Annotated in this window: 15 protein-coding genes; 9 read left to right on the top strand and 6 right to left on the bottom strand. The window is 66.9% G+C overall.

Annotated features, from left to right (window positions below; genetic code table 11):
* Positions 1 to 61 precede the first annotated feature (61 nt).
* Positions 62 to 859, bottom strand: coding sequence for a helix-turn-helix domain-containing protein (locus DSM104440_RS15545; RefSeq protein WP_171164220.1), 798 nt, complete (start codon positions 857 to 859; stop codon positions 62 to 64).
* A 119-nt stretch (positions 860 to 978) separates the two neighbouring features.
* Here DSM104440_RS15545 and DSM104440_RS15550 point away from each other — a divergent pair, with 119 nt between their 5' ends.
* Entirely contained in the window at positions 979 to 1,386 is a 408-nt protein-coding gene (locus DSM104440_RS15550) for a hypothetical protein (RefSeq protein WP_171164222.1), read from the top strand.
* Positions 1,387 to 1,396: 10 nt separating this feature from the next.
* Here DSM104440_RS15550 and DSM104440_RS15555 read toward each other — a convergent pair whose 3' ends face one another.
* Together DSM104440_RS15555 and DSM104440_RS15560 are read right to left on the bottom strand one after the other, a co-directional pair.
* Positions 1,397 to 2,347 (bottom strand): DUF6929 family protein, encoded by a 951-nt coding sequence (locus DSM104440_RS15555; protein WP_171164224.1) that lies wholly within the window; start codon positions 2,345 to 2,347, stop codon positions 1,397 to 1,399.
* Between the two features lie 34 nt (positions 2,348 to 2,381).
* Positions 2,382 to 3,551 (bottom strand): class I SAM-dependent methyltransferase, encoded by a 1,170-nt coding sequence (locus tag DSM104440_RS15560; RefSeq protein ID WP_171164226.1) that lies wholly within the window; start codon positions 3,549 to 3,551, stop codon positions 2,382 to 2,384.
* A 92-nt stretch (positions 3,552 to 3,643) separates the two neighbouring features.
* Between DSM104440_RS15560 and DSM104440_RS15565 the strand changes: the two genes are divergently transcribed.
* The 8 genes from DSM104440_RS15565 to DSM104440_RS15600 all read left to right on the top strand — a co-directional run bounded on the left by DSM104440_RS15565 (position 3,644) and on the right by DSM104440_RS15600 (position 11,686).
* Positions 3,644 to 4,384, top strand: coding sequence for a pteridine reductase (locus DSM104440_RS15565; protein ID WP_171164228.1), 741 nt, complete (start codon positions 3,644 to 3,646; stop codon positions 4,382 to 4,384).
* A gap of 2 nt (positions 4,385 to 4,386) precedes the next feature.
* Positions 4,387 to 5,244: a tRNA 2-thiocytidine(32) synthetase TtcA gene (gene ttcA, locus DSM104440_RS15570; RefSeq protein WP_171164230.1), complete on the top strand. Its 858-nt coding sequence runs from the start codon at positions 4,387 to 4,389 to the stop codon at positions 5,242 to 5,244.
* A 138-nt stretch (positions 5,245 to 5,382) separates the two neighbouring features.
* Positions 5,383 to 5,901 (top strand): hypothetical protein, encoded by a 519-nt coding sequence (locus DSM104440_RS15575; RefSeq protein ID WP_171164232.1) that lies wholly within the window; start codon positions 5,383 to 5,385, stop codon positions 5,899 to 5,901.
* On the top strand, positions 5,898 to 7,865 hold the full coding sequence (locus tag DSM104440_RS15580; RefSeq protein WP_171164233.1) for a tectonin domain-containing protein: 1,968 nt from the start codon (positions 5,898 to 5,900) through the stop codon (positions 7,863 to 7,865). The genes DSM104440_RS15575 and DSM104440_RS15580 overlap by 4 nt, the downstream gene beginning before the upstream one ends.
* Before the next feature lie 95 nt (positions 7,866 to 7,960).
* Positions 7,961 to 9,217: a pyridoxal-phosphate-dependent aminotransferase family protein gene (locus tag DSM104440_RS15585; protein WP_171164234.1), complete on the top strand. Its 1,257-nt coding sequence runs from the start codon at positions 7,961 to 7,963 to the stop codon at positions 9,215 to 9,217.
* Between the two features lie 123 nt (positions 9,218 to 9,340).
* Positions 9,341 to 10,129: a DsbA family protein gene (locus tag DSM104440_RS15590; RefSeq protein WP_171164235.1), complete on the top strand. Its 789-nt coding sequence runs from the start codon at positions 9,341 to 9,343 to the stop codon at positions 10,127 to 10,129.
* Positions 10,126 to 10,575: a hypothetical protein gene (locus DSM104440_RS15595; protein ID WP_171164236.1), complete on the top strand. Its 450-nt coding sequence runs from the start codon at positions 10,126 to 10,128 to the stop codon at positions 10,573 to 10,575. The genes DSM104440_RS15590 and DSM104440_RS15595 overlap by 4 nt, the downstream gene beginning before the upstream one ends.
* A gap of 31 nt (positions 10,576 to 10,606) precedes the next feature.
* Positions 10,607 to 11,686: a hypothetical protein gene (locus DSM104440_RS15600; protein WP_171164237.1), complete on the top strand. Its 1,080-nt coding sequence runs from the start codon at positions 10,607 to 10,609 to the stop codon at positions 11,684 to 11,686.
* A 64-nt stretch (positions 11,687 to 11,750) separates the two neighbouring features.
* On the opposite strand, the gene DSM104440_RS15605 is transcribed toward DSM104440_RS15600, so the two are convergent.
* Genes DSM104440_RS15605 through DSM104440_RS15615 form a run of 3 tightly spaced genes read right to left on the bottom strand, consistent with a single transcriptional unit; the run spans position 11,751 to position 14,406 of the window.
* The gene (locus DSM104440_RS15605) at positions 11,751 to 12,623 is read right to left on the bottom strand and encodes a M48 family metalloprotease (RefSeq protein WP_171164239.1); all 873 of its coding nucleotides are present in this window, start codon (positions 12,621 to 12,623) and stop codon (positions 11,751 to 11,753) included.
* Between the two features lie 14 nt (positions 12,624 to 12,637).
* Positions 12,638 to 13,150, bottom strand: coding sequence for an SH3 domain-containing protein (locus DSM104440_RS15610; protein ID WP_171164241.1), 513 nt, complete (start codon positions 13,148 to 13,150; stop codon positions 12,638 to 12,640).
* 17 nt (positions 13,151 to 13,167) lie between these two features.
* The gene (locus DSM104440_RS15615) at positions 13,168 to 14,406 is read right to left on the bottom strand and encodes a magnesium transporter (RefSeq protein WP_171164243.1); all 1,239 of its coding nucleotides are present in this window, start codon (positions 14,404 to 14,406) and stop codon (positions 13,168 to 13,170) included.
* Positions 14,407 to 14,423 lie beyond the last annotated feature (17 nt).

A 14,423-nucleotide genomic window follows, 5' to 3' on the forward strand; every position in this document is an offset into this window, starting at 1 on the left:
AACGGCAGCGACGGCAAGGGCAACCAGCCTGAGCGAAGGGGCGGCCGACGCCACCCCTTCCTCATTTTGCCGCAGGAAGTTCCACACGACCCAGCGCCGCGGCCGTGGCCCGGTCCGCGGGAAAGAACGACTCGAGCGCAAGCTCGGCCAGCGTGACCTCCAGCGGCGTGCCGAACACCGTGGTGGTGCTGAAGAAGGAAAGCGTTCCGCCCGGCGTCCGCAGCCGGAGCGGCACGACGATCGCGTCGCGCTGCGCCTCGTGGCGCGATTCGCCCCCGGGGTAGGCAGCAAGCTCCTCGAGCAACGCGCGCAGTTCTTCCGAACCCGACATCGCCGCCTCGCGTCGCAACCGCGCGAGCAGATGCGCGCGCCACTCGGGAAGGTTCTCGATGCGCGGCGCCACGCCTTCGGGATGCAGCGAAAGGCGCAGCACATTCACCGGTGGCTGCAGCAAGTGCGGCGCCACGCCAGCAAGCAGGGGCATCACTGCACGGTTCGCCAACACGAGATTCCAGGACCGATCGATCGCAAGCGCCGGGAAGGGCTCGTGCGCGCGCAGGATGAGTTGCACGGCCTCATGCGCGATCGCGAGCGCCGAGTCCTCGAGGCCATGCTCCGCATACGCCGGCGCGAGCCCCGCCGCGAGCAGGAGGACGTTGCGTTCCCGCAAGGGCACGTCGAGCGCCTCGGCCAGGTTGAGGAGCGTGGCGCGGCCCGGCTGCGATCGTCCCGTCTCGACGAAGCTCAGGTGGCGCGGCGATATGCCCACGACGAGCGCCAGCTCCATCTGGCTGATTCGCCGGCGCATGCGCCATTCGCGGAGCATCGCGCCGACATCGGGTCTGGTGGCGGTCTTCATCGAGTCATCCTTTCAGGGACGGGGGCGCCGGTCCATTACCTCGCAGGTAATCGACCGCGTGTGGCGACGCAGGGAGTATGGAACCCGCAACTCCCGACCATCAACCGCTGGAGGAATCCATGTCTGCCATCACCACCTTCGCCACCGATCCCGCGATCCTTCTGCGCCGCGTACTCGTCGTCGATGCCATCACGTGCACCGCGATGGGCGTGGCTTTGCTCGCCGCCGCGACGCCCCTCTCGGCCTTGCTCAACTTGCCCGCGGGCCTTCTCCAGTACGCGGGCCTCGGGCTCCTGCCCATCGCGGCCTTCGTGGGATGGATCGCCACGCGCAGGGGCGTGTACAGCCCCGGAGTCCGTGTCGTGATCGCCGGCAACGTGCTCTGGGCGCTCGCCAGCCTCGCCCTGGTCGCGAGCGCGTGGGTGTCGCCGAACCTGCTCGGAGAAGCCTTCATCGTCCTGCAGGCTGCGGCCGTGGTCGTGCTCGCCGTGCTGGAAGGCATTGCCCTCCATCGAACATCGGCATGACCGTGGACTGCTATTTGCTGCGTCGCGGCGCGCGGATCTCGCAGCCGTAGAGCGAAGCAGGAACGCTGGCATCGTCGGCGTCGGTGACCATGAGGGCGTGGATGACCGCGCCCTCCTTCACCGCCTCGATGCCCTCGACCTTGTAGCGCGAACCGATCGTCTCCAGGAGTTGCACGCGGCCATCGCGGCCCAGCACGCCCACCGCCGCGCCATGGCAAGTGCCGTCCTCGTAGGCGTCGCACGTGTCCTCGGCAACCGCGGTGAAGACCATGCGCCCATCGGCCAACGCCGCCCCGTCACTGAAGCACAGGGGCACGTCGCCGATTCTTCCCAGGTCGATCTCCTCGATCTCGATCAGCGGCTTCATGTCGAGGCATTGGCGTTTTGCGAGGGACTTGATCACCTTGTCGAGCCGGAAGCGGATGCGCGCGTTGCGCCCACCGCCCTTGTTGCCGCGCTGGAGCAGATGCAACTCGGACCCGATCACGACCGCGCCTTCAATGTTCAGGCGGCCCAGGCGGCGTTCGAACCCGTCGTACCACGCCGAGAGATCGACCTTCGCCGGCTCCCCATCGAGCTCGCCCTGCGCATCGATCGCCATGAGGATCGCCTTGCAGCGGTTCTCCTTCGAGCACGAGCCCAGCGCCAGCAACGCGCCGTGGGGAAATCCGCCGAAGGCCGGCAGCTTCACGAGCGACTCGAGATCGGGTTTCTTTTTCTTGCGCTTCGCGGGACCGAGGGGGAGCTTGCCTTCGAACAGGCGGGTGAGCTTGCCCGGCTTTCTTCCCGCCACCGGAAACACGCCGAGATGATTTTCATCATCGGGCACGACGTAGAGGCGCCTTCCCGCGCGCACCAGCCCGCTTGCCGCACTCAGGTGCGGGAGCGCGCCGGGACGCGACGGCTCGTCCAGCGTGAGGCTGCGCAGGCGCTTGAGGATGAGCGGGGGCTTTCGGGTCATGCGGCGATCATGCCCCGAATAGCGGGAAGCGGCGCTAGAGCGCCATCGGGCGTGCGGACTGGAACCCGAGCAGCGGATCGTCGAGGCCCTTGCCGATGGCGAGCACCTTGAAGAGCTCGCCCATTTCCGACGGGCTGATCAGGCGATGCACGGCACTCGTCGCCTTCAGGCGCGAGAGCGTCATGCTCGGATCGCCACCGGAAACGAGCACCGCGAGGCCGCAGGAAATGAGGAAGTAGGCCTGCGTCGTGAATCCCAGCACTTCCGCGTCGGCCGATTCCGCGGCCTGTCCCATCGCGGTGAAATCCACGTGCGCAGTGATGTCCTGCAATCCCGGCATGAAGAACGGATCGCCGTGGAAGCGGTGGCGGTAGTGGCAGCGCAGCGTGCCCATCGAACGTTGCGGATGGTAGAGCTCGCGTTGGGGAAAGCCGTAGTCGATGAAGACCGCGAGACCGGCTTCGAGCGAACGAGCGAGCGTGCGCACGAGACCTTCGGAGGCAAGGCTCACTTCGGTGAGGTAGTCGTAGTCGCCGGGCGGGATCACGGCTTGCGCGCGGCGGCGCAGGGGCCCGTCGGGGAGCGGCTGGTCGTCCCACACGAAGCCCGCCTCGGTGAGACCCACGCCGCGCTCGTAGTACTCGCCCTTCGTGCGCAGCACGAGCGAACACGGAACGACGTCGAGCACTTCGTTGGCGATGACGAAGCCGCGGATCTTCGCCGGCAGCTCGTCGAGCCACACGAAGCGTTCGAGGTCAGCCGGATGCTTCTCGGCGATGAGCGCGCGCTGGCGCTCGCGAAGATCCGGGCTCACTTCGAGCATCAGGTAGCGGTCGGGAGCCTTGCCCTGGGCCTTGAGTTCGCCGAAGAGATCGCACGCCAGCACGCCCGAACCCGGGCCGAGCTCGAGGACGTCACCACCAACCTTGTCGAGGACCTGGCGCGCCTGCAGTCCGATGCACTGCGCGAACACCGGCGAGATCTCGGGCGAGGTGACGAAGTCGCCCTCGGCACCGAACTTGCGCGAGCCCGCCGCGTAGTAGCCGAGCCCCGGCGCGTAGAGCGCGAGCTCCATGAAACGGCTGAACGGAATCCAGTCGCCGTTGGCGACGATGTCCTCGGCGATGTGCTCGGCCAGTCGCTGCGAATGCGCGGCGGCTTCGGGAGACGGCGGAGGAAGGATCGGATCGTGTGCGGGAGGCATGGGATTGCCGGGCTGAGCACAGGCGTTGGGCTAAACTTCGACCCTCGGTCGCGTCATTCGCGCGGCACTCTTCGAATGCGGCGGAATATAGCATGCAAGGGCAGGCAGTCCTGGTCACAGGAGCGGCGCGACGCATTGGCGCGGCGATCGCGCGCACGCTGCATGCCGCGGGCGCGAACGTCGTTGTCCATTGCCATCGGTCGATCGCACCGGCGCGCGAACTTGCCGCGGAGCTGAACGCGAGCCGCGGCGGCTCCTGCACCGTCGTCCAGGCCGATCTCCTCGATCTCGATGCGCTCACGCGACTGGCCGCGGAAGCGCGCGCGGCGTTCGGCCGCCTCGATGGCCTCGTGAACAACGCGTCGTCCTTCCACGCAACGCCGCTCGGCGAAATCGATGAGCGTGCGTGGAAGGAATTGATGGGCACCAACTTGCGCGCGCCCCTCTTCCTTGCGCAGGCGGCGGCATCGGCGTTGCGCGAAACACGCGGTGCGATCGTGAACGTAGTCGATATCCACGCAGAGCGGCCGCTGAAGGACTTCGTCGTCTACTCCGTCGCCAAAGCCGGTCTTGCGGCCCTCACCCGTTCGCTCGCGCTCGAGTTCGCGCCCGACGTTCGCGTCAATGGAGTAGCGCCCGGTGCGATCCTCTGGCCCGAGGACGGCAAGCACTTCGCGCCCGACGAACAAAAGCGCATCACGGCGCAAACACCACTCGGGCGCCTGGGCGATCCGGCCGATGTCGCCGGGGCGGTAAAATACCTGCTTGCCGACGCGCCGTTCGTCACCGGCCAGGTGATCGCTGTCGACGGCGGCCGATCCATCAATCTCTGACCATGCCCGATCCGCGCAAATCCGAATTCGAAGCGGCAAAGCTCGCCAAGCGCCTGCGGCGCCTCGCGGGCCAGGCCATCGGCGACTACTCGATGATCGAGGCGGGCGACAAGGTGATGGTGTGCCTGTCCGGCGGCAAGGACAGCTATGCGATGCTCGACCTGCTGATGCGCCTGCGCGAGAAGTCGCCCGTGCCCTTCGAGCTGGTCGCCGTGAACCTCGACCAGCGGCATCCGGGATTTCCCGAACACATCCTTCCCGAGTACCTCACCTCGCTCGGCGTTCCCTTCCACATCGAAGTGCAGGACACGTACAGCGTCGTGAAGCGCGTGATCCCCGAGGGCAAGACGATGTGCGGCCTGTGCTCGCGCCTGCGCCGCGGCGTTCTCTATCGCGTGGCCACAGAGCTCGGCGCCACGAAGATCGCGCTCGGCCACCATCGCGGCGACATCCTCGAGACCTTCTTCCTCAACCTCTTCCATGGCGGCTCGCTGAAGACCATGCCGCCCAAGCTCGTCTCCGACGACGGCAAGCACGTGGTGATCCGCCCGCTCGCCTACGTTGAAGAGGACGACCTCGAGGCCTACGCGGAGCTGCGCCAGTTCCCGATCATTCCCTGCGACCTGTGCGGCTCGCAGGAGCTCCTGCAGCGCCAGCAGGTGAAGTCGATGCTGCGCGAGTGGGAGAAGCAGACCCCGGGCCGCGTGGAGTCGATCTTCGGCGCGCTCTCCAACGTCGCGCCCTCGCACCTGCTCGACCGCGGCCTGTTCGACTTCTCCGCCGTGCGCCCCGGCGAACCCGCCGGCGGGGCCGCCGGAACCCCCGTCACCCTCCATCCGCGCACCCGTCCGGCTTCCTGAGAGTCCGTCGGACCCGGGACTTACGTCCAATAGCTTGCGCAGACGCGTTCTGTAGAGTGGTTGGCGCGCCTGGCGGGTGAAGCGGCCCATCTCGACCGTGCCAGCCGGCGAGCGAATTTCCTAGGGAGGAAATCAAAAATGAAAGCTGGCAAAAGACTTGTCTGTCTGATTGCCTGCGGCGCTTCGACCTTCACGCTGGCGGCGCAGGATCTCTCCGCCATCACGCAGGCCACCGCCACAGTCAATGATTGCGCGCGCGTCGTGAACGACGCCGCGAACGTCCCCGCACCCGCCGGGCATGCGGAGTCCGCCATGGCGGCACAAACGAACGCCAAGGTGACCGACCCCCAGCAGAAGCTCGTGATCGACCCCGTGCACGGCCAGTTCGCCGCGAAGATGCAGGGCGATGCGGCCCGTGTCGCCGATTGCGGTCCGAAGGCGCAGGCCGCCGTGGCCAAGGCCATGACCACGGTGCAGTCGGTCGCGCGGGTTCCGAACCTCTCGAAGGAAGACGCGACCGCGCTCGCGGCCGCCGTCGGCGAGATGCAGAAGGCCCAGGACGGCCTTCGCGACGCCGTCGTCAAGCTCAGCGGCGACGGTGCGAAGCGCGCGTACTTCACCACGGCACTCGGTCCGATGCTGGGAGCCAAGCCATGAGAACGACCACCTTCGCGAAGTGGCTGGGAGCCGCACTTCTCTCCCTGGCAACGGCGGCCGGCGCGCAAACCTGGACGCAGCTTCCGGGTGCGGCCAACGACATCGGCGTCGGGCCCACGGGTGAGGCCTGGGTCATCGGCACGGACAAGCCGTATCCGAACGACTTCGGCATCTACCGCCTGCAGGGCGGCAACTGGGCCAAGGTCGACGGCGGTGCGGTGCGCATCGACGTGGGACCCAACGGTCCCTGGGTCGTCAACAGCAGCGGGAACATCTACCGGTGGACCGGCAACGGCTGGGCGCAGGTGCCCGGCGGCGCCAAGGACATCGGCATCGGCGCCAACGGCACGGTCTGGGTGATCGGCACCAACGCGGAAGCGGGCGGTTTTGGCATCTATCGCTATAACGGGAACAACGGGTGGGACAAGATTCCCGGAAGCGCCGTGCGGATCGACGTCGATCCGGCGGGCCGGGCCTGGGTAGTGAACAACGCGAACGACATTTTCTTCTACAACGGATCCGCGTTCGTATTGGTGGCCGGCGGTGGCAAGGCCAAGGACATCGGCGTCGGCGCTGACGGCACCGTGTGGGTCGTCGGCATGGACAACGTGGCCTGGAGGTGGACCGGCAGCACCTGGACGAAGGGGACGGGAACGCTGGCCGAGATCAGCGTCGACCATAAGGGCAACCCCTGGGGCGTGAACCCCGGCAAGCAGATCTTCTCGTCCGTCGCAGGCGCGACGCCGACTCCCACGCCGACTCCGACGCCGACGCCCACGCCGGCGCCGACCGGTGGTTCGACGCTCTCGCAGGCCGCTGCACTCGGCTGGGGCGTGGTCGATGCCATCGGGGACCTCAGCAAGATGATGCAGAAGACCAAGGGCCCGGCGATGAGCAAGGCGGACGCCGAAAAGGTGTTCGGCTGGATCGCGCGCAAGGTCCAGAGCGACCGCCAGTCCTTCTGCTACAAGTCGACCGATCCGCGCGGCGCCGGAACCATCCCGACGACGTGCGAAGCCGGCAAGCAGAATCAGGCGGCCCTCTGCTACAACAACTGCAAGGCGGGCTACTACGGCGTCGGCCCGGTGTGCTGGCAGAGCTGCCCGAGCGGCTACACGGATACGGGTGCGATCTGCCACTACAGCGCGCGTTCGCTCACGGCCAACCTCGTTCGCGTCGGCTGCCACCTCGAGCTCCCCTTCGTCGGCTGCACGATCCCGAAGATGGACTGCCCGACGGGCTACATCAACGCAGGTCTCTTCTGCGCGGTGAAGCCTCCGCCCAAGCCTGCGGGCATGTCAGGCACCGACCTCGACCCGATGAAGGACTCGTACGGCCGTGGCGCGGGCACGATTCCGAACGTCTGCCCCGGCGGCGAGAACGATACGGGCCTGTGCTATCGCAATTGCAAGGCGGGCTACTACGGCGTCGGCCCCGTCTGCTGGCAGCGTTGCGGGTCGGGCAAGACGGACTGCGGCGCCGGTTGCGCGAACAGCACCACTTCGTGCGTGACCGACACGGCGTCCATGGTCGTCAGCTCCGCCACGTTCCTCGGGTTCCTCGTGAGCGGGGGCGCGCTGGGACCGGCCACCGCGACGGTCGGGCGGGCCCTCTCGTCCGTGAATACCACGCTGGCAACCGGGATGGCGGGCCTGCAGGCGGCGCAGACGACGTACATGTGGCTCAACGACTACGTGGCGTACTTCCCGCAGGCGACGTCCGAAGGGGTTGCGAAGCAAATCGACAGCCGCTTCAGCAAGGACGCCGCTCGCTGGGTCAAGGAGCAGTACGGCCTGGTGCACCTGAGCATGATGGAGCGGAGCAACGCGGAGAAGACCGCCCTGCGCGGACTCGCCGCGGCATCGGGCTTCGATCCGACGGGTGTCTCCGCGGTCGTGTCCGCGTTCGCGAAGCCGATGTGCGCGACCGACGAGCCCTTCCCCGCGGTGAGGGATCTCTACTGAGCCTTCGCTGATACGATAGAGGCATCAGGCTGGCCGGTTGGCGCAATGCCAACCGGCCAGTTGCTTTTTCAGCCCTCGCATCGAAGACCCCGACCATGACCTCCAAGCACCTCGGCAACACCCGCAGGATCACCTCCTTCCACCCGCCCCAGCGCACCCTGCTCGGCCCCGGTCCCACCGAGATCCATCCGCGCGTGCTCACCACGATGAGCCAGCCCGCGATCGGCTACCTCGACCCGGTGTTCGTCGGGATGATGGATGAGCTGAAGGACCTTCTTCGCTACGTCTACCAGACCGACAACCCGCTCACGTTCCCGATCTCGGGCCCGGGCTCCGTCGGCATGGAGTACTGCTTCGTGAACATGGTCGCACCCGGCGACAAGGTCGTCGTCTGCCGCAACGGCGTGTTCGGCGGCCGCATGCTCGAGAACGTCGAGCGCTGCGGCGGCATCCCGATCCTCATCGATGACGACTGGGGACGCCCGGTCGATCCGCAGAAGGTCGAAGACGCGTTGAAGCGCGAGAAGGACGTGAAGGTCGTCGCGTTCGTGCACGCCGAAACGTCCACGGGCGCGCAATCGGATGCGAAGCTGCTCACGCAAATCGCGCACAAGTACGGCGCGCTCGTGATCGTGGACGCGGTCACCTCGCTCGCCGGCACGCCGGTGCGCGTCGACGACTGGGGCATCGATGCGATCTACTCCGCGAGCCAGAAGTGCCTCTCGTGCACGCCGGGCCTTTCGCCCGTCTCGTTCTCCGAGCGCGTGGTCGAGCGCGTGAAGGCGCGCAAGGACAAGATCCACAGCTGGTTCATGGACATGAACCTGCTGCTCGGCTACTGGGGTGCATCGACGCGCACCTATCACCACACGGCGCCGACGAATTCGCTCTTCGCGCTGCACGAGGCGCTGCTGCTCATTCGCGAAGAGGGCCTCGAGCAAGCGTGGGCGCGCCACCAGCGCCATCACGTCGCGCTCAAGGCGGGCCTCGAGGCGATGGGCCTGCGCTTCTTCGTCGAGCAGCAGTACCAGCTCCCGCAGATGAACGCGGTGCTGTGCCCCGCGGGCGTCGACGAGGAAGCGGTGCGCAAGACGCTGCTCTCGGAATTCGGCATCGAGATCGGCGCGGGGCTGGGACCGCTCAAGGGCAAGATCTGGCGCTTCGGCCTGATGGGCTACTCGTGCCGCCCCGACAACGTGATGCTGTGCCTCTCCGCGCTGGGCTCGGTGCTCATGGATATGGGGCACTCGATCAAGGTCGGCGAAGCCGAGGCCGCGGCGCACCAGGCCTATGCGACGCTGCATGCGGCCGATGCGCAGCACGCCCGGAAGAAGGTCGCGAACCTGAAGTAGGCGAGACTTAAGTCGCGGGCCACCCGGCCCGCAATCGACCTTAGCCCCCTTGGTATCCCGGGGGCCAAGGCGCAAGATGCTCCCTGCAGTCACATAGACACATTACAAAAGGGAGAAGTCGTCGTGCGCACGTTCAAAATTCCGCATTTCGTGGCGGCCCTCGCGGTCGCCCTCGCCACCCCCGCCGTCCTCGCGCAGTCGCCCGCGCCCACGGTACCCGTCGAACAACGCGCCGCGATCGAATCGGTCGTGCGCGACTATCTGCTGAAGAATCCCGAGGTCGTGCGCGAAGCGATGCAGGCGCTGCAGGCGAAGGAAGAAGCCGAGAAACAGAAGGCCCAGAAACTCGCCCTCGCCACGCACCGTGCGCGCATCGAGAACGACGCCACGTCGCCGGTCGGCGGAAATCCGAAGGGCACCGTCGTCGTCGTGGAATTCTTCGATTACGGTTGCGGCCACTGCAAGCGCGCCGCCGGCGCGGTCGACGGCATCATCGAGAAGGACAAGGACGTGAAGATCGTCTACAAGGAGCTGCCGATCCTTGGGCCCGAGTCCTTCCATGCCGCGCGGGCGGCCCTTGCCTCGCGCAAGCAGGGCAAGTATCCGCAGTTCCATTCGGCGCTCATGCATTCGCCCGCGATCGATGCCGCATCCGTCGAGGCGATCGCCATCAAGGTCGGCCTCGATGTGAAGAAACTCACCGCCGACATGGACGATCCTGCCATCATGGCCACGCTCGAAGCCAACTCGAAGCTCGCCCAGGACCTCGATATCCAGGGCACGCCCGCGTTCATCGTCGGCGAGCAGTTCATTCCCGGCGGCCTCGACATCAACACGCTCACGTTCCTCGTGTCGACCGAGAAGACCCGCAAGGCCGAAGCGAAGCCGGCGAAAGCCGCCTCGCTGAAGTGATCGACATCCACCCCTGCAAGGAGAACCCGGATATGCACAAGAACCCGAAGATGTTCCGCACAGTCGCCCTCGGCTGCATGCTGCTCGGCGCCGCCACTTTCGCCTCGGCCCAGGACGTTGACGGCAAGCTCGCCGCCTACAAGGCGGCTTCCGGAGAAGCGGTCGCCGTGATGACGAAGGTCACGGATGCCAACAGCGCCAAGGCGAACCAGGCCGCGCTCGACGCCGCGATGAACAAGCAGCGCGCAGCGGAAGCCGCACTGACCGCCGAGACGAAGAAGCTCAACCTCAAGGACAAGGCCGGCACGGACAAGATGCAAGCCGTGATGACCGAGCTGACGACGCAGAACCAGGTGATCACGGCACACCAGCTTCGCATCCTTTCAAGCAAGGAAACCGGCGAGGTCGTCGGCAAGAGCTTCATGGCGCCCACGCAGCAGCGTTAAGCAAGCCGCACCCAACGCAGGGAGAAAAATAATGAGAACGGCAATTCTTGGATACATCCTGGCGACGCTGCTGGCCGTGACGTTCGCGGTCTCGCTCGCACCCGAGGCCAACGCGAAGAACGGCGGCAAGGAGCACAAGACCAAGAAGGAACCTGCGAAACCGGCCGAGCCCGCACCCCAGTTCTGCTGGCGCGACTCCTATGGCCGCGGTGCCGGAACAATTCCCTCGGGTTGCGGCTCCGGCCAGAACGACGCGGGCCTCTGCTACAACAACTGCAACGCGGGATACACGGGTGTCGGTCCCCTGTGCTGGCCGCATTGCCCTCCCGGGTTCAGCGATCACGGCGTGGGCTGCACCAAGCCCGCGGCCTACGGGCGCGGTGGCGGCTACCCGTGGCACGGCGCGGATGGATTCAGCGACAGCGGGATGCTCTCGCGCTGTCGTGCCGCGAATCCCGCCGGCTGCGAAATGGACGGTGCGATTGCCTATCCGGTGTGCAAGCCGGGCTTCCGCAAGATCGGCTGCTGCATCTGCTCGCCGAGCTGTCCGGCAGGCTTCACGGACACGGGTGCCACCTGCGTGAAGGCGAGCGTCGGCCGAGGCGTTGGCACGGTTCCCACCTCCTGTGCGCAGGGCCAGCAGAACGATGCGGGGCTGTGCTACCCGAATTGCAAGGCGGGCTACTCCGGCGTCGGTCCCGTGTGCTGGGGCAATTGCCCGGCCGGCATGACGGTGGGTTGCGGCATGGGTTGCGCCAACACCAGCAAGGCTTGCCAGGGCGCGGTGACCGACCAGGCCCTGACGGTGGTCGAGCTCGTGGCCACCATTGCACTGGCCGTCCCCACGGGCGGCGCGAGCGTGGCGGCCAAGGCCGCAGCCAAGACCTCGGCCGTCGCCGCGACCAAGGCGGCATCCAAGGGACTGACCAAGGAAGCGGTGAGGGCTGCGTTGCTCAAGGCCTCCAAGGACACCGGAAAGGCACTCACCCAGGCGCAGCTCGAGGAGGCGGTCCGCGCATCGACGGGCGAGGATTGGGATCCGTACTCGCTCGACCCGACCGGCATCGCGCAGATCGTGAAGGCCTACAACCACAAGACGTGCGGCAAGTAGGCAGCAACGTCGGCTGAAAAAAAAGGGCGCCCTCGGGCGCCCTTTTCATTTCATCGCGTCGCCGCTACTTGGCGGCACCCATGGTCTGGCGGAAGCGGCCTTCGACCTGCGGCTGCGAGGCGTAGCGCTCGAGTGACGGCAGGACCTTCTCGAGCTCGCTGATGCGATCGGAGGGCGTGGGGTGTGTCGCGAACAACAGCGACGCGCCGGATTCCTCGGCCCGAAGCGACTGCAGCATCTGCAGCGCAGAGACCAATCCGAAAGGATCGTAGCCCGCGCGCGCCGCGAGGACGACGCCGACGCGATCCGCTTCGTATTCCATGCCGCGATCGAGCGGCTTCACGAGGAAGCCGTTCTTCACGAGATCGACGCCCATGCCCGCCGCGGCCGAACCGAGGCCCATGACGTCCTTGCCGCTGCGACCGAGCTTGTAGGAAGCGGCTTCCTTGCCGAGCGTGGCGAGCATGTCCGAGGACGCGCCCGACTGGATCGCCTGGAGCTGGTGCTTCTTCACGACGTGACCGATCTCGTGCGCGAGAACGCCCGCGAGCTCGGACTCGCTGTTGAGCTTCTTCAGCAATCCCGAGGTCACCATGATCGTGCCTCCGGGCATCGCGAACGCATTGACCGTATCCGAATCGAGAACGCCAAAGGACCACGGCAGGTCGGCGCGCTCGCTTTGCGAAGCGATCCAGCGGCCGACGCGATTCACGTAGCGCTGCAGGCGTTCGTCCGAATGCAGCTTTGCCGCACCGAGCACGCCCGCGGCGATGCCTTCGCCCAGGTGCACTTCGTCGTCCTGCGAGAATTCCTTGGACGCGGTCTTCGCGCTGTCACCGAGCTTTTTCGCGACGTCGATCGCGCGGCCGATGTCGAATTGCGCATGCGCCGCGGGAACGGCGAAGGCGAGGGCAACAGCGGCGAGAAGGGTCTTCATGGCGAGGCTCCGCATCAGGGGTTGCCCGGATAGGGCACGTTCTGCGCCGCGAGCTTCGCGTCGCGAGCGAAGCTCGCGGCGGCGTTCTTGTCGGCACGGAACGACTGCATCTTCTTGAGCGCCTCGGGATTGGGCGAGGCGTTCTTGAGCTCCTCTTCCGAGAGGCCGCGCACGCCGATCGTCGCCATCTTCGCCTGCTCCGTCTTGGGCTTGCCGAAACCGAGCGCCGAGGTGAGCCCCGAAAGGCCGCCCGAACCCGACGACGATGTCACCGTGGACGCGAAGGTCAGGTGGAAGACGTTCACCCAGCCCTTTTGCGTGCCGGCCTCGACCTGCGTCCAGCCGCCGCTGCGGGCGAGGACCTTGAGCGGCGTTTTCTCGGGAAGGTTCGCGAGCGTCTTCGCATCCGACGCGGGCTTCTCGCGCAACTCGGTCGCGCGCTTGGTCACGGCCTGCTCCTGGGCGAAGGCCGCCGACGCGAGCACCGCGAAGGCCGTGATGGCGAATTTCTGTAGGAGGGATTTCATGCGCGCCATGATACCCCTTAGCGGATGAGGAGCGTCGCGAGCCCCAGCAGCAGGCCCATGCTCGCGACGTCGGTGGCCGTCGTCACGACGATGCTCGAGGCCGTCGCGGGATCGGCGCCGAGGCGCTTCAACGTGAGCGGGACGAGCGCGCCGGAAATGCCGCTCACCGCGCAGCTCGCGACCATCGCGACGCACACCGCCACGCCCAGCAGCACCGCATCGGGCGAATTCTGGGACGTCGCGAGGAAGTACATCGCGATCCCGGTCAGGACGCCGGTCACGGCGCCATTCGCGAGTCCCAGCAGCGCTTCCTTGATCACCAGCAGCTTCGCGCCGCCGGGCCGGATGTCGCCGAGCGTGATGCCGCGCACCGTCACGGCCAGCGCCTGGCAGCCGGTATTGCCCGATTGCCCCGCGAGCACCGGCAGGAACGTCGCGAGGATCACCAGCTTGTCGACCGTGCCCTGGAAGAGCGCGACTACGCCCCCGGCGGCGAACGCCGTGACGAGGTTGATGAGCAGCCAGGGATTGCGGAACTTGAAGCTCTGGAAAAGCGGCGTGGCGATGCGCTCCTCGGCATCCACGCCGACCATCGCGCCGGGCTGCGCCGTGATCTCGAAGGCTTCTTCCTGGAAGAGCGTGCTCCCGCGCACGAGGCCCAGGAGCTTGCCGTTGATGTCCGTCACCGGATACACCGGGAAGTGGCGGTTGAGCGTGCGCTTCATCGCGTCCGACAGGGGCAGGTCGGCGAGCAGCGTGAACGGATCGCGCAGCATCACCTCCGCGAGCGGCGTGAGCCGGTCGCTGAAGAGGAGGTCGCGCATCGTGAATAGCCCGACGAGCCCGCCATCCTGGTCGATCACGTAGCCGTAGGTGATGAACGCCGAGCGCACGATCGGGCGCAGGCCGTCGATCGCATCGCCCACGGAAGTGTTCGGTCCGAAGACCGCGAGCGCGGGCTCCATGAGGCGCCCGATGGTGCCGCGCTCGTAGCGATTGTTGCGGGACCACTGCTCGGCAAGCTCGGCCGGCGCCGCGGCGATGATGCGGGCGCGCGGCTCGACGTCGAGCGCATCGAGGATGTCCTGCACCTGCGCGGGATTGAATTCCGAAAGGAGCTCCAGTGCGCGCGCCGGCGGTTCAAGGCCGAGCAGGAGTGCGGCTTCGTGCGGCGGGCTCGAGCGCAGCTGCGCGACGAAGGCGACACGCGCAGCGGCTTGAGCGTCGAGGGGAGTGCTTTTGGTCGCGTTCTTCAAGAGGAAGCTCCCTGTGG

This window comes from Usitatibacter palustris (genome assembly GCF_013003985.1).
GTDB lineage: Bacteria > Pseudomonadota > Gammaproteobacteria > Burkholderiales > Usitatibacteraceae > Usitatibacter > Usitatibacter palustris.